20 protein-coding genes and 1 pseudogene are annotated in these 21,585 nt (G+C 69.1%); 14 read left to right on the top strand and 7 right to left on the bottom strand.

Features of this window, described 5'->3' with window-relative positions:
• Positions 1-675: 675 nt before the first annotated feature.
• Positions 676-935, bottom strand: a pseudogene (locus ACFYNS_RS31070) (hypothetical protein).
• A 293-nt stretch (positions 936-1,228) separates the two neighbouring features.
• On the opposite strand from ACFYNS_RS31070, the gene ACFYNS_RS31065 reads away from it, so the two are divergent.
• Together ACFYNS_RS31065 and ACFYNS_RS31060 are read left to right on the top strand one after the other, a co-directional pair.
• Positions 1,229-2,065, top strand: a complete 837-nt coding sequence (locus tag ACFYNS_RS31065; protein ID WP_388606241.1) for a hypothetical protein — start codon at positions 1,229-1,231, stop codon at positions 2,063-2,065.
• 408 nt (positions 2,066-2,473) lie between these two features.
• Positions 2,474-2,953, top strand: a complete 480-nt coding sequence (locus ACFYNS_RS31060; protein ID WP_388606240.1) for a hypothetical protein — start codon at positions 2,474-2,476, stop codon at positions 2,951-2,953.
• Between the two features lie 218 nt (positions 2,954-3,171).
• Here the strand turns inward: ACFYNS_RS31060 and ACFYNS_RS31055 are convergent, their stop codons facing one another.
• Together ACFYNS_RS31055 and ACFYNS_RS31050 are read right to left on the bottom strand one after the other, a co-directional pair.
• A complete protein-coding gene (locus tag ACFYNS_RS31055; RefSeq protein WP_388606238.1) occupies positions 3,172-3,324 on the bottom strand; it encodes a hypothetical protein in 153 nt (50 codons plus the stop codon).
• A 930-nt stretch (positions 3,325-4,254) separates the two neighbouring features.
• Positions 4,255-4,428, bottom strand: coding sequence for a hypothetical protein (locus ACFYNS_RS31050; protein WP_388606236.1), 174 nt, complete (start codon positions 4,426-4,428; stop codon positions 4,255-4,257).
• Positions 4,429-5,015: 587 nt separating this feature from the next.
• Between ACFYNS_RS31050 and ACFYNS_RS31045 the strand changes: the two genes are divergently transcribed.
• The 3 genes from ACFYNS_RS31045 to ACFYNS_RS31035 all read left to right on the top strand — a co-directional run bounded on the left by ACFYNS_RS31045 (position 5,016) and on the right by ACFYNS_RS31035 (position 6,564).
• Positions 5,016-5,291, top strand: a complete 276-nt coding sequence (locus ACFYNS_RS31045) for a hypothetical protein (protein ID WP_388606234.1) — start codon at positions 5,016-5,018, stop codon at positions 5,289-5,291.
• 119 nt (positions 5,292-5,410) lie between these two features.
• Positions 5,411-6,016, top strand: coding sequence for a restriction endonuclease (locus tag ACFYNS_RS31040; protein ID WP_388606243.1), 606 nt, complete (start codon positions 5,411-5,413; stop codon positions 6,014-6,016).
• 371 nt (positions 6,017-6,387) lie between these two features.
• On the top strand, positions 6,388-6,564 hold the full coding sequence (locus ACFYNS_RS31035; protein WP_388606232.1) for a hypothetical protein: 177 nt from the start codon (positions 6,388-6,390) through the stop codon (positions 6,562-6,564).
• A 639-nt stretch (positions 6,565-7,203) separates the two neighbouring features.
• Here ACFYNS_RS31035 and ACFYNS_RS31030 read toward each other — a convergent pair.
• From ACFYNS_RS31030 to ACFYNS_RS31015, 4 genes are all read right to left on the bottom strand, one after another.
• Complete coding sequence (locus ACFYNS_RS31030; protein ID WP_388606231.1) at positions 7,204-8,283, bottom strand: AAA family ATPase; 1,080 nt, start codon at positions 8,281-8,283, stop codon at positions 7,204-7,206.
• A complete protein-coding gene (locus ACFYNS_RS31025) occupies positions 8,280-8,441 on the bottom strand; it encodes a hypothetical protein (protein ID WP_388606229.1) in 162 nt (53 codons plus the stop codon). Before ACFYNS_RS31025 ends, ACFYNS_RS31030 begins: the two co-directional genes overlap by 4 nt.
• A gap of 388 nt (positions 8,442-8,829) precedes the next feature.
• Complete coding sequence (locus ACFYNS_RS31020; protein WP_388606227.1) at positions 8,830-9,450, bottom strand: hypothetical protein; 621 nt, start codon at positions 9,448-9,450, stop codon at positions 8,830-8,832.
• The gene (locus ACFYNS_RS31015) at positions 9,447-10,472 is read right to left on the bottom strand and encodes a peptidoglycan DD-metalloendopeptidase family protein (RefSeq protein ID WP_388606226.1); all 1,026 of its coding nucleotides are present in this window, start codon (positions 10,470-10,472) and stop codon (positions 9,447-9,449) included. The genes ACFYNS_RS31020 and ACFYNS_RS31015 overlap by 4 nt, the downstream gene beginning before the upstream one ends.
• Positions 10,473-10,834: 362 nt before the next feature.
• On the opposite strand from ACFYNS_RS31015, the gene ACFYNS_RS31010 reads away from it, so the two are divergent.
• Genes ACFYNS_RS31010 through ACFYNS_RS30970 form a run of 9 tightly spaced genes read left to right on the top strand, consistent with a single transcriptional unit; the run spans position 10,835 to position 21,574 of the window.
• Positions 10,835-11,737, top strand: a complete 903-nt coding sequence (locus tag ACFYNS_RS31010; RefSeq protein WP_388606224.1) for a hypothetical protein — start codon at positions 10,835-10,837, stop codon at positions 11,735-11,737.
• On the top strand, positions 11,734-12,042 hold the full coding sequence (locus ACFYNS_RS31005) for a hypothetical protein (RefSeq protein WP_051272056.1): 309 nt from the start codon (positions 11,734-11,736) through the stop codon (positions 12,040-12,042). Before ACFYNS_RS31010 ends, ACFYNS_RS31005 begins: the two co-directional genes overlap by 4 nt.
• Before the next feature lie 6 nt (positions 12,043-12,048).
• Positions 12,049-12,807 (top strand): hypothetical protein, encoded by a 759-nt coding sequence (locus ACFYNS_RS31000; protein WP_388606223.1) that lies wholly within the window; start codon positions 12,049-12,051, stop codon positions 12,805-12,807.
• Positions 12,800-14,701, top strand: coding sequence for a hypothetical protein (locus ACFYNS_RS30995; protein WP_388606222.1), 1,902 nt, complete (start codon positions 12,800-12,802; stop codon positions 14,699-14,701). The genes ACFYNS_RS31000 and ACFYNS_RS30995 overlap by 8 nt, the downstream gene beginning before the upstream one ends.
• A gap of 3 nt (positions 14,702-14,704) precedes the next feature.
• A complete protein-coding gene (locus ACFYNS_RS30990; RefSeq protein ID WP_388606221.1) occupies positions 14,705-16,234 on the top strand; it encodes an SCO6880 family protein in 1,530 nt (509 codons plus the stop codon).
• Positions 16,234-17,784 carry a type VI secretion protein gene (locus ACFYNS_RS30985; protein ID WP_388606220.1) on the top strand — a complete coding sequence of 517 codons (1,551 nt, stop codon included), beginning with the start codon at positions 16,234-16,236 and terminating at the stop codon, positions 17,782-17,784. Before ACFYNS_RS30990 ends, ACFYNS_RS30985 begins: the two co-directional genes overlap by 1 nt.
• Positions 17,784-19,520 carry a type IV secretory system conjugative DNA transfer family protein gene (locus tag ACFYNS_RS30980; RefSeq protein WP_388606218.1) on the top strand — a complete coding sequence of 579 codons (1,737 nt, stop codon included), beginning with the start codon at positions 17,784-17,786 and terminating at the stop codon, positions 19,518-19,520. The genes ACFYNS_RS30985 and ACFYNS_RS30980 overlap by 1 nt, the downstream gene beginning before the upstream one ends.
• On the top strand, positions 19,513-20,040 hold the full coding sequence (locus ACFYNS_RS30975; RefSeq protein WP_388606216.1) for a hypothetical protein: 528 nt from the start codon (positions 19,513-19,515) through the stop codon (positions 20,038-20,040). Before ACFYNS_RS30980 ends, ACFYNS_RS30975 begins: the two co-directional genes overlap by 8 nt.
• A 34-nt stretch (positions 20,041-20,074) precedes the next feature.
• Positions 20,075-21,574 (top strand): hypothetical protein, encoded by a 1,500-nt coding sequence (locus ACFYNS_RS30970; RefSeq protein ID WP_388606214.1) that lies wholly within the window; start codon positions 20,075-20,077, stop codon positions 21,572-21,574.
• Positions 21,575-21,585 lie beyond the last annotated feature (11 nt).

Here is a 21,585-nt window from a genome sequence, read left to right as displayed (position 1 = left end):
CCCGCGGAGCGGGCTATGCCCCGGCAAGCCGGGGCATAGAGAAATGCATTGCGCAAGCGCAATGCGAATTCCGGCGCAGGCGCCGGAATAGAATTCCGCAAGCGGAATTCAAAAAAGAAGGCAGTACGCGCAAGCGCGCATTGCCGGGCCCCCGCAAGCGGGAACCCAAAGACAGCGGGCTACACGAGGTGCATCCTGTCTGCCCCTGTGTAGAGCCTGGGCCTTCCCGCCACCACCCCCGGCGGGGCGTCGTCCGCTGCGCTCCCGACGCCAACCCGCACAACCAGCACCCCTGGCTCCCCCAAAATCCCGGGGGAGCCAGGGGTGCTGGAAGCTCGAGGCCCGTGCATCACATGTCTCCCTGTGTAGGGTCTGGGATTCCGGCTCACCCCCTCCCGCTCTGCATGCATCGTCACGAGGCACTGTGTAAAGCTTGGGATCACCAGCCACCCCCAACCGGGCCGGAACACCCCCCGAAAACCTCTTTCCCGGATGCCTCTCCCGGCTATGCACGGGGAGGTTTCCAGGGGCTTATCTGAGTTGGATTCAGGTATGCACAACTGGGTGCGATTTGGGTCTCACAGGGCACTGCGCATGCTGTCGGAAACCTCATCCTTCGGATCCGGATTGGCCCCTGATTTCCGCTCAGAGAAGAGCCGGTCAGGTGTCCTGCTTTCAGGGGGAGTCGCCTTCCCAGTCCCATTTCAGAGAATCCGTGGGACGAGGACCGTAGAGAGCCCGGCCGCCGGGGCCGAACTGGCCGATCTCAGTGATCAGTGCCGCACCCTCGGCCAGCTCGGACTCGCTACAACCGGTGACATCCAACAGCAATCCGTCCAGCGGACCCACCAACTCCCGGTACTCGTGACCGGGCGGGCGTAGGGATGCGGGTCATCGTGCTCACTGCCGTAGACCCGCCGGCACGGCTCCTCCATGCGCGCCAGCCTTCCACCCCACCACCGATACCGCCGCCACAGGCCCCGGGTCCCGGGCAGGGAGACGCCAGCCAGGCCCCCAGGAACGCACGGCCGGTACAGCGTGTGGAGAGGCACGCCAACGTGGTGAAGCCGGGTCTACGTGGTGGCGCGAGAGGCTTGGAGATTCGGCCACGTGGTGACGCGAGGCCGAGCTGCCACGTCTCCCCCACGTTCCGAGAGCTCCGGAAAGCTGCATCCCGCGGCCCCGCTCGGACGCTGGGCAGCTCCGCGCATCAGAATGAGCACGCGCAGTGCTGTCTCTTAACTACTCGCATCGGCTGAAGAGGTTTCTGTTGTCCTTGCATCTCGATCAGATGTCCCAACGGCGTATGCGGCTGCTGGTCATGGCTCTGGTGGGCATCATCCTTCTGCTCGTGGGCGTCCTGGTGGGCTTCCTGGCCGGTGGCGGAAGCGACTCTGACGCCAGGGAGGACGATGCCGCGGGGCCCTCCCACGGGCCCGCGCAGTCCTCAAAGACGCCGAGTGACTCGGAGGACGACAGCACATTCCACGACACTGACTCCTGGGTCAACCTGCCCGAAGGAAAATCCCGCAAGAACGGGCTACCCATCGGATTCCCGCACACCGACACCGGCGCTGTCGCTGCGACAGTCGCGAACAACCGGGCGGGCTGGACTCTGGATGGAGACAAGATTCGCCTAGCACTGGAGACCTACGCAGATCCCAAAGACCTAGAAGACCCCAACCAGCAGGAGGAATTGGCAGCGGCGGTGCCCTTCGCCGTGAAATCGGCGCGGAAAATGGCGGGCGTACCGGTTAAGGGCCCCGTCCCGGACGGCGCCAACCTGAGCGGATCTCCCATCGGTGTGCAGTGGAAGCCACTCAGCGCAGACCGCGTACGCGTCTACGTCCTGACGCGCGTGACCTCAAGGGCAGGTGAAGGAGAGGAGACCAAAACACAGTTGATGGCGTTGCCATCCGAGGCCATCTGGACTGCTGGGGACTGGAAAATGACGGCGCTGGAAGAGGGAGTCGACCGTTCGTGGACCCCCGATCCTGCGGACCTCGGTACCCGGAAATTCGCAGACGAGGGCTGGAAGGCACTCCGGGAAGGAAGCAGCAGATAGAAGGAAAACCTTCAATTCGATACAGCCAGGACATTAGGACCCGGAGTGGAATGTCAGAATCCGGGTGAACTGGCCGGGGCTCGCAGGCCCAAGCCCCGGCGGTCCTGCAGAAATCGGGCCACCTCCCCAGAGGTGACCGGCCCTCAGCTCCCGCCGCTGGTCGGAGCATCGTGGGCACCAGCGGCCAGCGCGCACGACTAGATTGGGCGGCGTCGCAGCAGGCCAGGACCACAGGGGGCGGAGATGACGACCGGGGAGCAGGGGCGCGGATGGGACAAGCGGACGGTGCCGCCGCCGGTGCCGGCGCAGGCTCCGCCGCCTGCGGCGGCGGCTGGTGCTGCGGCGCTGGCCGGATGACTGCGGGCGCCGCGGCCGGAGGCGGAGCCGGGCATCTGGCGGTGCGGCCATGTGCCCCGCCCTGCTGAGGAGATCGAGCGCACGCCCACCCGGCAGATCGTGGTGGGCGCGCTCGCCTCCGGTCTGCTCTGCTGGGTCCTCATGGCCCTGCTGTGGAACGGCTACCTGGGCAAGTACTGGACCTGGCCGTATGCGGCCATGACGCCCGACTCCATGGGGACCAGGAGCTGGGTCATCGGCTCATGGATCTACGCGCTGTCCGTCGTCGGCGGCATCTTCTTCTTCCGTCTGGGCCGGTGGCCGGAACTGCTGCGGCGCATCGGGCGCCGGCTCCAGGAGCAGCCGCAACCGACCGGGACGCCACCAGTCCCGGCAGCGCAGCCGCCGCTGGCGCCCGGCCAAGCCCTGCGTCGGGGCCTGGTCGGAACCACGGCGGCCGGTCTGTCCTTCTGTCAACCTGCTCACGTGAGTAGGTTGGAAAGATCCAAGACCCCCTTTGACCTGCCGACTCCAGCACCGCAGCAGGGCTGAATCACATCTTAAAAAGAGCAACGTGCAACACAAGGATGTAGAGTCTTAAGAGACACAGCCAAGGGTTGCAAGTAGTGCAGCGCCCGGGCTGGAAACGCGAAAAGACCCCCCGGGTACCAGCCGGAGGGCCTTCCGCGACAGTTACGAGCCCGGCCGAGCCCTATGCGGTCGGGCTCGTTTAATGAGCCCGCTCCGGCCGGTCCTCTGGCGGCGCCATGTCACCGCAGGTACTGCCACCCCATACTGACGAAATCGACGACCTGGGCGATGTCGGCGACGTGGCCGACTGCACCGAGGACCGCTAAGCCTCCGACGCACCACCACCGTCCGCCATCGCGTGGTGGCTCGCTCGCCTCGTGCTCATCGTCCATGGACTCCTCCTCTGTTCCGTTGGGACGGACCCGCCCAAAGACCCGGCAGCTAACCGAGACCCGAGCGGCTAACCGAACTCGCATGCGAATCCGGGGAATCCGACGGAACCGAGGTGGAGCACGCTCAGCATATCCCCCCAACGAACGCCCGTATCCCGACCAGCCGATTCCCCCGGCATCGGCGACCCCGGCGACCCACTCCCGGCGGGGTGAATAGGGGTCCGGGACTCTGCGGGCTCTTACGGAAGGTGGGAAGAGTCCTCCATGCCGGCTTCGCCGACGGATACCGGAACGGGGGTGGAGAGTTACTCCGCAACCTCGGCCCCGGCACGACAGCTGTGGCGGTCTCGGCCTTGCACTGTGCCCGGGGACACCGGACGGCAGCGGCAGGACCACCGCGGCCAGGACCAGAACAACGAGCATCGGACCTTCCTCTCGGGAATCAGGAACACGAAACGCCCCCCGCGTGAGGGGCTTCTACTTCTCAAGGGACTCGAGAGTTTCCCCGGCGCCATCCGAGTGACGGAGCGCCAGAGTCACCGACCAAGAGGTAAGCCCCGGTCACGTCCGAACTGGGCCGACGCGCCAACCACGTCACTTTCTGCCCCAGGGTCCGCCGGACCTTCCGCCGCCTCACCGTGCGATCCCGAGCCCGGGATCGCACGGTCGGGGGCTCCGCTCCGCCGGCTCGACGGACGCGCCCTCACGCCCTGCCTCCCGGCTCCAGGTGCGCTCACGGAGAGATGTCGGGCTCCGCGCAGCCGCTTACCACGCTGGCTGAGCTGGGCCGATGACGCTGCCTCACAGGCAGTGACGTGACACCTGGTGTGGCCCCTGTCCAGACCTGTCCCACGACCCGCCACCACCCTGTCCCCCGTCTGTCCTGGTGCGAGGCAACCCCGAGCGGGGCGGCAGCGCCCGTCCGCGGGGTCACCGGGCGGCGGCGATGGCCACGACGGCAACCAGCAGCGCCGCCCCGGCCAGAGCGACCGTCAGCGGCTGGGAGAGCGCCGGGTGGCGGTAGACGGCGTAGCCGAGCGCATCGACGGACAGCAGGCAGACCAGGACCAGCAGCAGGAGCACCAGCAGAGCGAGCGTGGACATGGATTCCCCCTTCGGGATCAAGCGCGCGGACGGTCCGCGCGCGGCAGTCCGGGCGGCGGCACCTTGTTGGCTTGGCAGCGGCCCGTGGCTGGGGCGCCAGAGTCATCGGTGCGGGGGCAAGCCCCGCAACCCCGGGGCGGCGCGGGTCGCGCTGCGCCGGGGCCAGGGTTGCGCGGCAGAGGCTCGGCGTCCCGAGCTCGACATCGCGCGCCTGCACCCCGCACCTGCCTTTGCGTGCTTTGGAGAAGATGCCGGGCTGAACTGTCGCCGCTCACCACACCGGGCGGCCTGGGCCGATGCCGCGACCTGACAGACCGTGATGCGACCGCTCCTCCGCCCTGCCGCGTGCCCTGTCCCGTGACCTGTCCGCCCCTGTCTGCGCTTGTCTGCGCTTGTCCGTGGAACAGGCCGTAGACGTGGTGAGCTGGCACGGCGGGGCACCGGCGCGATTCCGTACCCCTGGGTTCGCCGCACCGTCCACGTCGGGGTGATCACTGTTGATGATCCATGGGTGACGTTCTGTCAGTGGCGGGTGGTCCACTGGTGAGTTCGAGCGGGGGACTCGGGACTCGTCAAGGGGAGGGCATGTGGTTGACGTCCGTGCGTACACACGCGGGGATGGAACTGAGGTAGGCGCGCACACCCGGTCGGCGCCGGGCTCGGGGCGGCAGCTGTCGCTCCTGGCGTTGGCCGCCGTGGTGGTGCTGGCGATAGCCAACGGCGAGGGCGGGGGAAGCCCGGTCTCCCGTGGGCAGCAGGGCCGGCCCGAGGCGCCGGCGGCCGAGCGTCACGAGGTGAAGACGCCGGTGCTGCGGATCACGCTGCCGGACGGGAAGCCGGTGCGGCCGGAGGATGCCCGATGAGCGGGCGTCGGCCAGCCCGAAGGACGGCGGCTCGGCGGACGCCGTCCCGGCGGGCGCCGGTGCGCCGTCGCCGCGGGCGGCGGAGCAGGCGCCAGGAAGAGAAGCTGGTCGTGGGCCTGGTGGTCGCCGTGCTCGGCGTGGGCCTGGTCGTGGCGGTGGTGCAGTGGCTCCTCGTGCACTGGTGGCTGCTGGTCCTGGTCGCCGTGGCGGCCGCGGGCGGCGGGGCGGTGTGGTGGCAGCAGAGGGTGCAGCGGCAGCGCTGGGAGGCGGTGCGGGCCCAGGGGCTGCGCTACCAGCTCGCGCAGCTGGACGCGCTGGACCACGCGGCGTTCGAGCACGCGGTCCGTGACCTGATGGCCCGGGACGGCTGCCGGGACGCGGTGCGCACCGGCGGCCGCGGAGACAGAGGCGCGGACGTGATCGCCACCGATCCGGCGGGGCGGCGGTGGGTCATCCAGTGCAAGCACCGTCGCGACGGCCTGGCCGGCTCCGCGATCGGGACACCGGACCTGCAGCGGCTCAACGGCACAGCCCGCCCCGTGCACAAGGCCGACGTGGTCGTGATGCTGACCAACGGCCGCTTCACCCGTGACGCCCGCCCCTTCAGCAACGACACACAGATACACCTGGTCGACCGAGACGTACTCGCACGCTGGGCCGCCGGCCCATGGCCACTATGGGACCTCCTGCACAAGATCCCCCCACCCCGCCGACCCCAACGCTGACCACCCGACCGGGGCCCGGCACCGTCCGGCGCCGGGCCCCACAACCGAAACTCGAATTGGTCACTCCTGCTTCTCACGGAATTCATGCCGAAGCTCGGAAACCTACTTGCACACCGCACGGAGTGAGCCCCTCCAGTTCAAAGCATGCCGGGTGCCGTGAGGCGGTCCGAGGCCGACCGTCGCAGAATCGTCGCCCATCTGGCTCGTTGTATGTCTGGCACTGCCCGACTGTCGGGAGGACGCTGTGAACAACGTCCAGCAGGGTGGGGGCGGCATGAACTGCACGCACTGCGGCGCGCCAGTGATCCAGGGGTCGGATGGCGGCTGGAGCTGCAACAACTGCGGAACAACGGGATGAGCCGGGATGGGCGATGAGTGAGAGCGAAACGGTCGAGAACTACTACACGACGCACGTGTGCACCTCCTGCAAGAGCGACGTCCACGGACTCCACGGACGATGGACGTGCAAGGCATGCGGAGCCTGCTCCCCCTACTCACCACCGCCGGAAGGCTGGCAGGCCGACGAGAACTACGAGAACTGGCGCTGAGAAGCCCGCTCACGGCTCCCGGGCCGGCGACATGCGCCCGCCTGCACGTCATCCACGCGGTACAGCCCGTCACAGGCGCTGGTCTGCGCGACACGGCACCAGGCGCAAGTGTCTGGCTACCTGTCAGCGCGGAACTGGCTGACAGGTAGCCAGACGCGGTGTGCGCTGGACTGACGCGCAGGACGTGCATGTCTCGACCCCGGGGTGGGAGCGCTCACCCCACCCGGCCGCCCCCGGCCCCGGAGGCAGCGCGGCCGGGAGCCGCCGCCCCCAGCTCGACAACGCGTATCCGCCCCCATAGACCCTGATTGGAGTGTCGGGCTCACCGCCAGCGCTTACCAAGCGGAGTGGCCTGGGGCGATGCTGGTTTCTGACGGACAGTGACGCGACCTGTCCCACGCCCTGCTGTGTGCCCTGTCCCGTGACCTGTCCGGGGTCCAAGGGATGAATCCAGGGGCAAGCCAGCAGGACAGGGCACAGGCCAAGCTCTCAGCTCCCCCGGCTCGCAGCACCGGCCACCGGCCCCAGACGGGCCATCAGCCTCCCCCTGGCACAGGAGGCAGGGGGGCGGGGACCACACAGGGAGAGGCGGACCGCAGAGATGTCAGCAGTGCCGACGGGACCGGGATTCAGGACCCCTCATGGATAGGTACTCAGGCGTGCACATGCTTGTTTGATCACGGGACGGTCTATATGGGTTCGCGGGTTGCGTTGGACGAGGCCATAGAGGTGTGAGGTGATCTTCGCCCAGGTGCGAAAGTTCCCTCGGGCCACCGCGGAGTCGGCCCAGGCGATATCCGCAGGTTCCGCGTCCGCCCAGATGTCGTGGAACTCGGTCAGGGTCTCGGCGAGCTGTTCCGGTTCCAGTCCTGCGGTCTGGTGCCAGGTCAGCACTCTGGAACGCACAGCTGGGACGTTGTCGATCGCCTGCTCTGCTGTTGCTCCGCACAGCACCAGCGCGGCGGCGGTGCCTGGTTCGTCCCACAGCAGTCGCAGATAGTCCAGCAACGAGGGTGAGAGGCGTTGTGCGTCGTCGAGGAATAGCACGCCTGGTTGCTGCAACGTCTCCTTGAGAGCGCCGTCGGCCGCCGGTGCGGAGTGCGCCAGGGGTGCCATGGGCAGACCGCATGCCTCCAGTAGGCACTCGCGCAGCTGGGGTAGATCCGGTCGTACGGCGACGACCGCTCGCCAGGCCGGCGTCCGCGATGGCAGGAGATCCAGAGCGTGATGTGCCGCCACTGTTTTGCCCACTCCCGGCTGGCCGAACACACATCCGATCCCACGGGCTGCAACCGTGTGCCCGATGGCTTCCACCACTGCGGTGACCGCTCCGGTCGGGACGAGGCGCGCTCCAGGCACGGACAATCGCACCCCACCACGTAGGGGCTGGACGGCGCTCTGGTCCGGCACAGCCGCGGACGGTGAGTCCGTGCGAGCTTCGGCTGTGGGCACGGCGTCGCCCGGGCGCAGCATCCCGAGTTCGGCCAGGGCTCCTGCGAGTCGGTCGGTTTCCTGCGGGCCCAATGATCCGCTGCCCACCGCGAGTGCGGTATTGAACTGCCTGCGCACGTTTCGCCGAGCTTGTCCTTGCGCGACCAGCGCATCCCATTCCGTCTTGAACGAGTCCAGTGCCAGTTCCAGCTCGTCCGTCCCCTGCGTGAACGACCACGGTACGGGAGGCTCTTCCAGGTGCTCGGTGTAGGCTTCGCCGTCTGTCATCGTGGGGCCTGGCAAGCCGAGCCCGGCACTTGGTCCAGGTAGCCGTCGTCCTGTCCGTCGATGACGTTGCCGAGGTGATCGGCCAGGCCGCGGGGATCGTGGAGTGTCAGTGCTATCTGCAGGAACTCCTGGTACGCCTTCACGTCCTGCTCACTCATCTCTTTTGCTGTGAGTCTCTTCCAGAAGGCGCTTTCCTCAGCGAGCCGTGAGAACAGTTCGGCACGTGTGAGCTGCTCCAGATCTGCTCGTGTCAGGTGCCGAAAGGGCGTCATTGTCGGTCCTCCTGTGCTGCGCATGGTGACGGAGACTCCTCGCTGTGCGAGCGCGCTGGTCCGGCATCCGCCTTTTGGGGGACCTGCCCGGGAGCGATGTTGCTCGCTGCTCGCCACACCGGCTCTCGCTGCCCTGATCGCCTCAACTTCGGTGATGGCGGGGCTGGTTGGGGTGGGTGTGACGGGTGTGCAGAGTGTTTCAGGGGGTGGCCCTGAGAGCCAGTGGAGCATGACACAGGTAGGTAACAGACGATGCCGATTGCGGCCGGGAGGTTTAGCGGGCGGCAGCGCTATGGGCTCTTCGCACCAGTTTTTGCACATGCCGGCTGAGACTGCTGTTCTCTCCGCTGACTGCGATGAGCATGCCGAGGAGCTGCTTGCTCAGGGCTACCCGGGTGGCGGCGTCGGGGATCTCGGTCCAGTGCCGTACGGCACGTTGGGCGCTGGCGCGAGTGATCGTGTGGTGCATACCCCATGTGGTGCCCTGGAGTTGGATCACATGCAGGTCCCAGTGGGTGGCAGTTTCCGGGTCGTCCTGGAGGCGGGCGATCCAGCCGCGCAGTTCCCGGATGCTGATGGTGTGGGTGTGGGCGGGGCCGTAGGTCGCGGTGGCCTCTTGGTCGAGGCGTTCGGCCTGGATGGCTGCCCATGCCAGGCGCTGGGGATCGTGCGGCGGTGTGAAGGTCGAGGTGATGGCCGCGACCCGTTCGCGGTACTCCTCCGGGGGAGGCGGGGGCTGCCGGGTTTCCGTGCTCTCGTGTGCTGCTGCGGGGGTGAGGAGGGGGTAGGCGTCGGCTTGTCCGGCCGGCCCCGGGGCTGCGGGCGGCTGTGTGCCGTGCGTCCAGAACCCTGCGGAGACGACTCCCCAGGGGGCGAACTGCAGTTCTTCCGTCACAGCTTCACTCCTCGTTTGCGCAGGAAGGCACCAGGGTCGATGTCCGATCCGTACCCCGGGCCGGTGCGGATCTCGAAGTGGAGATGGGGGCCGGAGACGTTTCCGGTGGCTCCGGAGAGGCCGATCTTCTGGCCCGCCTTGAGGCGCTTCCCGGTGGAGACCGAGATCTTCGAGAGGTGACCGTACTGGCTGTAGGTACCGTCCGCGTGTCTGATCACGACCTGGTTTCCGTACGCTCCGCCATCACCCGCCGTCACCACCTTTCCGGGGCCCGCGGCCTTGACGGTTGTGCCCGTGGGGACTGTGAAGTCGATTCCGGTGTGCATGCCGCTGGACCACGCGCCGCCCCGCTGGTGGTACGGGGTACCCAGAGGGCCGTCGACGGGCCGGGTCCATCCGGTGGACAAGCCGCCGTCGGGGCCGGTCAGGGAGGCGACGTTGGACATGATGATCTTCACGTAGTGGTAGGTCTGGCCTTTCGCGAACTCCTCGGGGGGAACTCCGCGGTACTGCTCGACCCTGCCCCAGCCTGCGTTGTAGCCCGCCAGCGCCAGTTCGACGGGGCTTCCGTCGTACTCCGGATGCTTCTTGGCGGTGCGCAGCAGCTTGCACATCATCTTGCCCTGCGCCGGTATCGCGTCCTCCGGGTCGAGGGGATCCTCCCTGCCGTCGTTGTTGCCGTCCACCCCTGCCGTCTTCCACGTGCCCGGCATGAACTGGGCTATCCCCAGGGCGCCCGCGCTGCTCTTGCCCGGGTCGGCCTGGAAGCCCGACTCCTGCTTGAGCTGGGCGGCCAGGACGCTCGCCGGCAGCCCGGCGTTGCAGTCGTCGGCGGCCTGCTGGATGAGCCCCGCGTAGGCGGCGGGCACGCCGTTCTTGCCGACCTTCAAAGAGCCTGCCGCCAACTGCGCATTGCCCTCGCCGCCTCCACCGCTGCCGCCGGACATCGCCAGGAGGAGGATCAAACCGACCACGAGGGCGAGGACGAGCGCCACTATGGCGCCGCCAACGATTTGCAACATGCGAATGATGCTCAATTGGCCTGTCCCCCTAGGCGGTGAGCTCTTTCCTGGTGCCGCGTATACGCCCCCTTCGCGGGGAAGGCGTCGAGGTAGCGGTCCGGCTCAGGCTGCCATTGTCACACCAGTCCCACGCACCTCTCAGACTGTTTCTGTCACAGGAGGGTGACTGGCGTGCGCCCGGAATACTACTTTTACTACCTTTTGGAACACCTCTTCTTCCCGGGTGGGACACAGAGGCGGGGGCGGGGTACAGGCCACCGGAAGCGACCATAGAATGCCGTCAACAGGCTTCCGGACCACGGCTGTTGAGTGCCGACGATGTCCGACCTCGCAGTGGTTGCATCTGCAATTCCGGGGGAAAGTTGTCCAAGAAATCACCGACGCTGGAGGCGCTTCCGGCGCAGGCTCGCCTCGTGATACCCGTACTGGGCCCGGTAGGTGGCAGTGGCCGGTCCACCACAGCGGGTCTTCTGGCGGCGGCCTTTTCCTCCACCGGGCCTTCCGTCGTCCTGGACACCGCGCCGCGGCTGGCCTCTCCCTGGCCGCTTTGGTGCACGGAACCCGGGAACGGGCTGCTGTCCATACCGCCTGACCGGCCCGCCACCCGCCAGCACATCCAGCGGGCGGCCGCCGGCTGCCGAACGCCCGAGGGCCACACCTGGCAGGTACTGACGGACCACCAGGGCTGGAGCAGCGCGCCGCTTTCTCTGCCTGCAGACCCTGCCGCCTGGCACCAGCTCGCGGCCGCCGGCGGCTGGCAGGCCGTCATCGCCGACACTCCTCATGCCATGGCCCAGGACATCATCGCCGCCCGGTGCGCCGGGAGGAGTGGCCAGACCGCTTCCTGGTGCGGACTCCCCTTCGCCGTTCCCGTCCTGAGTGCGTCTGCCACCGGTCCGGGCGTGCAGGCTCTCCAGGTCGCCGTCAAAGCAGCGGTCGCCGAGGGGCTGCCGCTGGGACGTGCCGTCGTCGCTCTCATCTCGACCGGGGAGGGTCGTCCTCCGGCACCGGTTCGGGCCGCCGCCACGATGCTCCGGTCACATGCCTTCGCCGTGGTCTCCGTGCCCTATGACTCGCACATCCGCGCCCACGGAATGAGCGACTCACACCGTGTCAGGCCGAAAACTCTCACGGCGGGACACGAGCTGGCACGAGCCGTACTCGCATCCGCCCGTGCGGCGTGGGGGGACCCCCTTCCCGCGGCCCGTACGCCCGCACCCCTGTCCTTCGACGCCGTCGTCGCTCCCGAAAAGGTGCCCGCATGAGCTCCACGCTCGAAACGTTCCGTCTCCTTGCCGACAGTCCGATTCCGGGCTACACGCCGACCGTCCCCGGCGCCCTGAAGACGCCGACCGGAAAGATACTCGGCTGGACAGCCGGTATCGGCTTGGCGCTGGCTGTCCTGGGCGGGCTCTCCGGCTGGGCGTGCGTGGCGATCGGCCACAACAGTGAACGCGGCGGACTGGCCGCTCGCGGCAAGCAGGCGATCGTCTGGAGCCTGATCGCCGGCATGGGCATCGGGGTGACCTCAGGGCTCGTTATGGCCTTCTACAACATGACGCAGGGCTGAGACCACATGGACTTCCGGAGAAAGGCGCGGCGCGCCCGGCTGCGCCTGATCGCCCTGAGCGCGGCCGTGGTGACGCTCTTGGCCACGGGCGGCTTCCTGGCCGTGGGAAGCGTGGGGGAGGGCCGCGCCGACCACCCACAGGCCAAGTCCGCGCCAGAGCCGGGCAGTTCAGTTTCCCCGGCTGCGGGCAGGAAGAAGCACACGCCCGCCACGGCTCACCGTGCACCGGTGCTCAAACCAAAGTCATCGAAGAACGGCATCGGTACGGGCTTCCCGCACACCGCAGTGGGCGCCAGGTCGGCTGCCGTCTCCTACTGGCAGGACCTGAGCTTCATCGACGACCAGTCCGCTGAGCGGCAGTTGCGGACCATCGCCGCCAGCCCTTCGGACCCGATCGTACGCAGCAAGGTCTCCGAGGTGCGCAAACTGCGCGAAGGGGTGGGGCTGCCTCCCTCCGGGGGGCCTCCGAACGGGGTGACCTTCACCACCAGCGTCAAGGCCGTGCTGGCGCAGAGCCTCGATCGCACGGGGGACGTCGTGCAGGTGTGGATGGTCTACGACCGCTACGCCACCAGCACCGAGAAGAGCACCGATGAGAACCCTCTCAAGGACGAGACAGACAACCTGATCGTGACCTGGACGAAGGGCGACTGGAAAGTGACGGCACAGCCGCGCTGGGTGCGCCGGTCGGTGGGGCCTAGCGCCTATGACCTGCACAGCCCCTATGCCTTCCAGGACGGCTGGCGGCAGGTGACCGATGGTTAGGTTCCTCGCCCGGTGCGGCGTGCTGCTGGCCGCCGCGGTGTTCGGTCTGGCGGCGCTGAGCCAGCCCGCTCTCGCCGGGCCCAAGCCGCCGGATCCCATCCCCGAGGAGTGGCAGAAGACCGGGGAGACCATCGGCATCAACACGAAGACCGGCGAGTACTGCCGTGTGGACACGGACATCAACTGCCGCTATCCCGAGGCCGGTGAGCTTCCCGGCACGGTCCACATCGGGGAGGGGTCGCACGATCCCGAGGAAAGGCACAAGTTCGAACTGGGCGAGCTGAAAAGGTGGCAGGAGAAGGCCGACCCCAATCAGTCCCATTATGCGGACATCAAGAAGTACCTCACGAAGTGCGTGAAGAAGGACAAGAAGCCCTTCCAGCAGTGCAATGCGGAAGCCGCCGGGAAGTGGCCGGGTGACGCGTACACACCTCTCGACTGGGCGGGTGACAAGCTCAAGGAGTGGGCCGGCGGCGCCTTGGAGGACGCGGCGGGTGCGCTGGGGACCTCCGTCGTATGGCTGATGGAACAGTTCGCCGAGGCTTTCAACAGCATCTCCACCATCAAGCTGGCGGACACCGGGATCGGCCCCGTCATGGGTGTCATGACCGGGATATCCATCCTGGTGGCCACCTTCCTGCTGCTGATCCAGTTCGCGAAGCTGGGGATCTCGCAGAAGGGCGCGCCGCTGGTGACGGCGATCACCGGTCTGGCCAAGTGGGGAGTGATCCTGGCTGTCTACGTCACCGCGACGCAGACGGCGCTGGACTGGTCGGACACGTTCAGCACCGCGATGATCAACTACACCCTGACCGGTGAGGGCGGTGAGTCGGTCAGCGGGGCCGAGCTGGCCGACACGGGCACCGCCACCGAGGCCATGAAGCAGCAGCTGGGCACGATGTTCGCCGGCCTGGTCAGCGGAAGCGGGGCGACTACCGCAGGGGCCGCGCTGATCACGGGCAGTGGTATCGCTCCCGCGTCCACCGGTTTCGTGATCGTCATCAGCATCTTGGCCATCGTGGCCGTGGGCGCGCTGTGGCTGGAGATGTTGGTGAGGCAGGCGGCCATCATGATCCTGGTCACTGTGATGCCCATCGCGCTGGCCGGGCAGATGAGCGACGCAACGAGCGAGTGGTGGCCCAAGGCCCGCAATGCCCTGATCTCGCTGATTCTCGCGAAGCCGGTGATCGTGCTGTGCTTCAGCATCGGCGCCTCCGCGATGGGCAACGCGAAGGGGGTCCGCAACGTCTTTGTCGGGCTGATCGTGTTCATCCTGGCCTGTTTCGCCTGGCCGGCGCTGGCCAAGTTCATGACCTTCACCAGCGCGGGGGCCGGGTCGAGCACGGCCTCCGGGATGCTGAGCTCCATCGGTTCGTCGGTATCGAGCGCTTTCGGCGGCCACAACCCGGCGCTGAGCGGCGCGGGCATGGTCGGCGGCGGTAGCGGGTTCACCCGGGCTCTGGAGGCCGACAACGCCGGGGGCTCGGGCGGCGGAGGGGCCTCCGGCGGCTCCGGATCCGGCGGGGGCGGGGGCCAGGGCTTCTGGTCCAAGGCGATGATGGGCCGCAAGTCCGGCAGCTTCATGTCGAAGGTCGGCGGGACGGTCGGTATGGGCCTCCAGATGGCTGCGGCCGGCAAGGACATGCTGGAGAGCACGGCGGGGAACATGGCCGCGCACGCCGGTCTCGATCATGCCCACCAGGGCGGGCGGAATGTCGTGATCCCGCGGCGCGGAGGCGGCGGCGAAGGCGGAGGCGGCGAAGGCGGAGGCGGAGGGGACCGGGAGTCGGCCCCCGCACCGGCGTCGCCCGCGCAGTCCGGCGTCCCCGAGAGCGAGCCTCCGCCCAAGCCTTCTGGGCCTCCCCCGGCCGCACAACCTCCGGAAGGGAGCTGACCCGTGTCGAGTGCTGAGCCGGCCACCTACAGCGGCTGGCAGTCCGAGCGCAGTGGGTTCATCGGGAACCTCAGCGGTCCGGGGTTCACTCTGGTGGCAGCCGCCTCCGTCATCGCCCTGATCCCGCTGTATGCCCGATCGCTGTCGGCCGCCTTCGTCGCTCTGCCCGTATCCGCCGTGCTGCTGCTGCTCGCCTACGGGCGGGTGCTGGGGCTGACGGCGGACCAGTGGATCACCCTCGCAGTAAGGCACCAGATCGCCGTGGCCACCAACAGAAACCTGTTCTTCTCCGGCTTCTTCGCCCCCCGCGGCAAGGACGGGCAGCAGCCCATGGACCTGCCCGGCTCCCTCGCCCGCCTGCACCTTCTGGAGGCGCCCGACGGCCTGGGCGGCCACCTGGGACTCATGCACAACCCCATCGACGGCACCTACACCGCCGTGTGCCGCATCTCCCACCCGGGGCTGGCGCTGGTGGACACCGACAGGCAGAACTCCCGGGTGCAGGCGTGGGCGGCGGTGCTGCGGGGCCTTTGCAAGGAGGACGGCGCGATCACCCGTATCGCCGTGCACCAGCGCTCCCTCCCGGACGACGGGGCCGCGTTGCGCGCCTGGACGGAGCGGCACGTCTCACAGGACGCCCCCGCCGTCGCGGTCGAAGCCCTCGACCAGCTCATGGCGGGGGCCGGACCGGCGGCCACCATCCGCGAGACGTACCTGGCCGTCACTCTGTCCACCTCCCGCGCCCGCCTGGCCGTCAAGGGTGCCGGCGGGGGGCAGCGGGGAGCCGCCGCCGTCCTGGTACGGGAGCTCAACGCCATGCAGCCCGCACTGGCCAGCGCCGGGCTGCAGGTCGTCGAGTGGCTCTCACCGCGCGGCGTCGCCCAGGCCATCCGCACCGCCTACGACCCCGAAGCGCACGTCACGCTCGCCGAGCGCACCAACGCCGCGGCGAGCACCCCCGACTGGCAGGGGCTCGATGCCGGCGTCGACCCCGCTCTGGCCGGCCCCGCGGCAGCCGACACCCAGTGGAGCGTCTACCGGCACGACGGCGCATGGACCGTCAGCTACCAGGTCCGCAGCTTCCCGCAGAGCGAGGTCTACGCGACGTTCCTCCAGCCGCTCCTCAAACCCCGGTCCAACGCGCGGCGCTCGCTCTCGCTCGTATACGAGCCGATCGGCCCGGCCAAGGCCCGTAAGGAACTGGCCAGGGAGAAGACCAAGCGGGAGGCGGCCCGCGGACTGCGGGCCAAGACCGGCCGGGCCGAGAGCGAGGACGAGCGGCGGGAGGCGATCACCGCACGGGCGCAGGACATGGCACGTGCGGCCGGCCATGGCGTGGTGCGCCTCACCGCGCTGGTCGCTGTCACGGTCACCGACCTGGAGCAGCTGGAGATCGCATGCGCCGATCTGCAGGCGGACGCCTCGGCGGCGGGGCTCGAACTGCGGCGCGTGTGGGGCGCGCAGGACGACGCCTTCGCGGCCTCCGCGCTACCGCTCGCCCAAGGGCTTCCCGACAGGCGGGTGGGTATCTGATGCGGCTTCCCTTCTCCCGCCGCCCGGACGACGACAGCCGGCTGAAGTCCGCAGCGCTGACCGATCTGTTCAGCTCCGGTGAGGCGGCCGGTGACCCCCGGCAGCAGCCGAGCGCGCGCGACCAGCGCCGGGCACGACTGCTGGAAGATGCCAGTACGGCGATGCGGGTGGCTCCTCGCAAAGGGTGGAACCAGCTCTTCGCGGGGCGGGCCGCCTCACTCAACAAGGCAGACGTCTTCCGTTCCGACACCGCGCGCGCCAGCGGAATCTACCCGTTCCTGCACGGTGCCTCCCTGCCGTCCATCGGGGTGTACATCGGCTGGAACACCCTCACCCAGCAGGCGTTCAGCGCCCATCCGACCGCTTGGGTCAGCGAGGGGCTGTGCACCAACCCCAATGTGATGATCACCGGAATCCCGGGGTCGGGGAAGAGCGCGCACATCAAGGCGCTGGCCTTCCGCATGATGGCGCTGGGACACCGCACGCTGATCGCGGGTGACGTCAAGGGCGAGTACGCGGCGCTGTGCAGACATCTGGGAGTCGAGCCCGTGCGGCTGGGGCCCGGTATGCCCGGCCGGCTCAATCCGCTGGATGCGGGCCCGCTGGGATACGAGCTGGACAAGAGTGCGAGCCGCGAGGAGCTCACCGCACGCCTCCAGGAGATCCACCGGCGGCGCCTGACGCTGCTGCAGGCGCTGCTGGAGCTCCAGCTGAGACGGAATCTTGCCCCTCAGGAAGAGGAGTGCCTGGATGTCGCCGTCCGGGAGGTAACGGGCGAACTGTACGGGCAGGAACGCCTGCGCATACCGACCCTTCCGCTGGTCTACGAGAAGCTCAAGGACCCCACCGCGGAGATGGCCCGCGAGATGAGAGTCCGGGGCCAGGACGTCCAGTTGGCGCGCGAACAGATGGCCTCGCTGCGCGCCGCTCTCGGCGGAATGATCACAGGTCATCTGGCGGGGCTGTTCGACAAGGAGACCTCGATCGGTCTGGACTGGGACGCTCCGATCCAGTCCGTCGACGTCTCGGCTCTGGAGTCGTACGGGGACGACACGATCGCCATGGTGCTCACCTGCGTCTCCTCCTGGGCGCAGAGCGCGATCGACCGCCCCGGCAACCGGCCGTGGCTGGTAGTCCGCGACGAGTTGTGGCGGCAGCTGCGCAGCGGCGGCGCGGCAATGGTCCGCAAGATCGACGCCGACCTGCGGCTGAGCCGGGCGAGCGGCACCGTGCAGGTGCTGGCGACACACCGGCTCTCCGACTTCGAGGCGGTGGGCTCCGCCGGCTCGGAGGCGGTCGCCATCGCCAAGGACCTGATCGCCAGCTGCGAGACGCGCATCCAGCTCGCGCAGGACACCGCCCCCCTCAATCTGACCCGGGAGGCGATCGGTCTGACGGACGCGGAGTGCGATCTGATCGCCTCCTGGGGGGCGGGGCAGCGGGGCCGGGCGCTGTGGAAGGTGGGCCGCGGCGGCGGGCACGCCGTGCAGCTGATGCTCTCCCACATCGAGCAGAAGCTCTTCGAGACGGACGAGCGGATGGTGATGTGATGTCCCGGCGCGGTGGCTCGGGGTCGGCGGGCGGGGTGTCCGACGGGACGGTCGTGGCGGCATATGCGGCCGGGGTCGCCGCCGTGGTGGGTGGTGCGGTGCTGCTGGCCGGGCCGCTGGCTTCGCTGCTGTCGGGAAAGGGATGGGCGAGGAGTACCTCGGCTGTTCCCGCCACGGTGGTGGGCGCTCTGGTCCGCGGTCCCGGGTCCGTCTTCCGTCCGGCGCCTCCGGCCTGGCTCTTCTATTCTCTGGTCGTGCTGCTCGTGGCCGTGCTGGTGGCCGTGGTGGTGAAGGTCGCTTCCGTGGCGCGGTTCGGCGGCCGCACCGGCGGTGCCCAGTGGGGCGGGTCGAAGACGGAGCGGAGGCTGGCGGCTCCGTCGGCTCCGCCGCAGCGGGCGGGCCGGCTGAGCGCGGGCCGGGGCGTGCAGACGAAGAAGATCCTGGCCACGCAGCCGAACATCTCCGCCACGGTGTTCGGCGTGCCCGGCAGCAGCAAGACGACCGGGCTGGTGCTGCCGAACGCGGCCGAGTGGCAGGGGCCGCTGGTGGTCACCACCACCAAGGCTGCCGACCTGGACGTCATCTATGCCCGGCGCCGGGCGCTGGGCCCGGTGTGGGTGATCGCTCCGGCCGGGATTCCGGGCCGCGAGACGCACCACTGGTCGCCGGTCGACTACTGCACCGACGCCAAGTCCGCCGAGCGCATGGCCGCCTGGATGGCCGAGGCCTCCGCCTCCGGTGACGACAAGCGGGCCGCCCCCTGGGTGGATCAGGCCCGCAACGTCCTCAAGGGCGTGCTGCTCGCGGCTCAGCTCAACGGGGGCGGTGTCAACGACATGCGCCGCTGGCTGTCACTGGGCAAGGACGCGGTCGACCACGTGCGCGCCGTCCTGCTGGCGCACGACTATCAGGAGACGGCCGACGACTACGCCTCCCCGTGGCTGCGGCTGCACGAGGACGGCATCGGCTCCATCCAGTTCACCCTGAACGTCCTGGCCCGGGTCTACGCCGACGAAGAAGTGCGCGAGACCAGCTCTCAAACCGACTTCACCGTCGAGGAGCTGCTGGACCGCAACGGCACCGTCTGCCTGATCGCCTCCGAGGCCGACGCGGAGCGCTTCGCCCCGCTGCTGACCTCGCTGGTCGCCTCGGTCATCCACGGCGCCGAGACCCGCTACAACAGCACCGGCGTCCCGCTGGATCCGGCGCTGGGGGTGATGGTCGACGAGGCGGGCAACATGCTGCGCTACCCGCGGCTGCCGAACATCCTCACCACGGGGCGCGGCATGGGCATCAGTCTGCTGACCGTGTGGCACGACCTGTCCCAGCTGCGGGACCGGCTCGGGCAGCAGAAGGCCAACACGGTGCTGTCGGCCTCGGGGATGCGCATGCTGCTGCCCGGCTGCGGCGACCTGGAGACGCTGCGGTACTTCTCGGGGCTGTACGGCCGCACCGAGGTGCGGCGGGAGTCGACCACCCGGGGGCGCGGCGGGGACCACTCGACGCAGGTGTCGGTCGTGGAGACCGACCTGGCCCCCGTGCACGCGCTGCAGCAGCTCCCCGAGTTCACCGCGATCGCGCAGTACACCAACCTGCCGCCGGTCAAGGTGCGGATGCGGCTGACCTTCCGCGACAAGGACCTGAAAAAGCTCCTGGCCGCCCCCGGGCCGGCCGGGATCTCCCTGGAGAAGAACCCACCGATCGGCACGACCCCAATGGAGGCCGCTGATGTCTGAGTACACGCTGGAAGGTATGGAGGGCGGCTTGGAAGACCCGGGCTCGCTGTGGCCGGAGCTGCCGGAGCTGGAGGAGGAGTCCGCCGCCTACGGCTGGGTGTGGTCGGCCATGACGCCGGCCGAGCGCCGCGCCAAGATGCGGGAGCTGGCCGAGTGGGTTCAGTGGCTGCGCACCACCTTCGAGCTGCACAACCAGATCCCCCAGTGCTGGTACCGGCACCCTCCGGTGCGCGAGCATCTGACCGCGCTGTACGCGGGCTGGGTGCGCACCTACTGCCAGCCGGCGCCCGGCCGGGACCTGGCCGAGGCCGAGTGGCTGTCCACCCTGCTCGGTTTCCTGCCGCGCCTGCAGGTGGCCAGCTGCGCCAACGGCACCCACCACGAGGCGCCGCCGCGCCCGGCCGTCCGGCCTGAGGCGCAGGAGGAGTTCGAGGACTACCTGACCGTGTCCGAGTTCGGGACCGCCGACTCCGCGCATCCCGCGGAGGCGGAGGCGCTGCGGCAGGCCACCGACATTTAGCCGCCCGTCACCGCACCCATCGAGGAGAACGTGAATGACGGAGCAGACAGTGGCAGCCGTCCCGGAGCGCAACGACACCCTGCGGCTGGCGCTGAACAGCCTCCCGCACCCCATGCGCCGGCACAGTGGAGAACTGCGCCGGACCTATCAGGAGCTGCGCAGCACGTGGCTGCGTGCCGGTGCGGTGCCCGCGCCGCCCGCCCCCGCGGGGGCCGGGGCGTCCGACGGGCACGACGTGGCGGCTGCCCTGCGCGCCCTGGAGGGGCATTCCGCGGTCCTGGGCGCGACCGGCAACCCGCTCTGGGAGCAGTTGCAGGACACGCGCAAGGCCACCGCCAGGATGCGGCGTTCGGTCTGGGCCTTCACCGGCGACCGGGTCTGGCGCAAGCATGTCGTACCGAACGCGCACTGGAAGCGGCTGTGGACGGACATCGCCCAGCAGTCCACCGATGCCTACGCCCGTCTCGCCGGTGAGCTGGCCGGCCAGCTGGAGCGTGAGGGACGCAGGGAGACGGCCCCCGCCGTCGCCGCGCTGCGGGAACTGAGCCGGACCGCTGCCGAGCGCAGCGCCGAGCTGGGGAAGCTGTCCCGCACGAACCTGCCCACCCCCGAGGCATCCGCGGTGGACCGGGAGATTCGCGGGATGCGCCGCCCCGATCTGGGATACGGACTGGGCGAGGCGGGACGCGCGCAGGCCGCCTCGGCCTCCCGCGACGTCCGCCAGGGGCTCAAGATGTGGGCCGAACGGTCCACGCTGGGCCAGCGTCTCGGAAAGATGAAAACACCGGCGCTCGTCCGCATGAGGAAAGCGTGGGCGAACCTGCCCTCCGACAGCTTGCGAGAGGGCCCGCGGGATGCGGCGATACGGTTCGGCGAGCTCGTGCGGAGCGCTCACGCGGTCAGGGAGGAAATCCGCAAGGGCAGGATGGGCCGTTTCTCGGCGAAGGACGTCGCCACGCTGGACTCGGTGATCGACGCCGGGTTCCACCACATGAAGCGGCTCGCCGGCACCCCGCCGGCGGGGGTCGACACCAACGCCCGCGCCTATGTCTCCGTCGCAGAGGCACAGGACGGAAACCTGAGGCTGGCAGGCCGGCTCCTCGCCTGGCAGAAGAGCGCCATGGGCCAGGAGCTGCTCTCCAGCCGGAACGAGCACGTCAAGGCTCTGCGCGACGCCTGGCAGAACCTTCCGAACCCTCCCACCGAGAAGGACAGAAAACTGGGGACCTACGACCGGTGGGGGGCCGCGGAGAAGACGGCGGCGTTCGGCAGGGCCGCGCAGGCGCTCTTGAAGGCTCATGCCGAGGGTTCCTTCTCGGCGGCGGACAAGGCCAAGCTCCAGGCGGTGGCGGAGGGCGCGATGAGCCACGCCGCGCAGATGGCCAAGATTCCCGCGTCGCTCCTTCCGAACGACCCGGCGAAGAACCGGACCGCCGTGACCGAGCAGACCGCCCGGCAGGCGCAGGCCCGAGCGCAGGCACCGGTGCGGACGCAGCCGCAGCCCACGGCACGCAGGGCGTCCGTCAGAGCGTGACGGCGGTGCCG

Origin of the sequence: Streptomyces sp. NPDC006925 (assembly GCF_042869575.1) — a bacterium.
Taxonomy (GTDB): Bacteria; Actinomycetota; Actinomycetes; order Streptomycetales; family Streptomycetaceae; genus Streptomyces.
Note: the sequence above shows the minus strand (reverse complement) of the source record. Positions and strands in the feature narration are given on the sequence as shown.

Coding starts and splice junctions, on each gene's coding strand:
- ACFYNS_RS30980 (WP_388606218.1), top strand. CDS start 17,784: ATGTCCCGGCGCGGTGGCTCGGGGTCGGCGGGCGGGGTGTCCGACGGG.
- ACFYNS_RS31005 (WP_051272056.1), top strand. CDS start 11,734: ATGAGCTCCACGCTCGAAACGTTCCGTCTCCTTGCCGACAGTCCGATT.
- ACFYNS_RS31025 (WP_388606229.1), bottom strand. CDS start 8,441: ATGAGTGAGCAGGACGTGAAGGCGTACCAGGAGTTCCTGCAGATAGCA.
- ACFYNS_RS31000 (WP_388606223.1), top strand. CDS start 12,049: ATGGACTTCCGGAGAAAGGCGCGGCGCGCCCGGCTGCGCCTGATCGCC.
- ACFYNS_RS31030 (WP_388606231.1), bottom strand. CDS start 8,283: ATGACAGACGGCGAAGCCTACACCGAGCACCTGGAAGAGCCTCCCGTA.
- ACFYNS_RS30975 (WP_388606216.1), top strand. CDS start 19,513: ATGTCTGAGTACACGCTGGAAGGTATGGAGGGCGGCTTGGAAGACCCG.
- ACFYNS_RS30970 (WP_388606214.1), top strand. CDS start 20,075: ATGACGGAGCAGACAGTGGCAGCCGTCCCGGAGCGCAACGACACCCTG.
- ACFYNS_RS30995 (WP_388606222.1), top strand. CDS start 12,800: ATGGTTAGGTTCCTCGCCCGGTGCGGCGTGCTGCTGGCCGCCGCGGTG.
- ACFYNS_RS31055 (WP_388606238.1), bottom strand. CDS start 3,324: ATGGACGATGAGCACGAGGCGAGCGAGCCACCACGCGATGGCGGACGG.
- ACFYNS_RS31035 (WP_388606232.1), top strand. CDS start 6,388: ATGAGTGAGAGCGAAACGGTCGAGAACTACTACACGACGCACGTGTGC.
- ACFYNS_RS31015 (WP_388606226.1), bottom strand. CDS start 10,472: ATGTTGCAAATCGTTGGCGGCGCCATAGTGGCGCTCGTCCTCGCCCTC.
- ACFYNS_RS31050 (WP_388606236.1), bottom strand. CDS start 4,428: ATGTCCACGCTCGCTCTGCTGGTGCTCCTGCTGCTGGTCCTGGTCTGC.
- ACFYNS_RS30985 (WP_388606220.1), top strand. CDS start 16,234: ATGCGGCTTCCCTTCTCCCGCCGCCCGGACGACGACAGCCGGCTGAAG.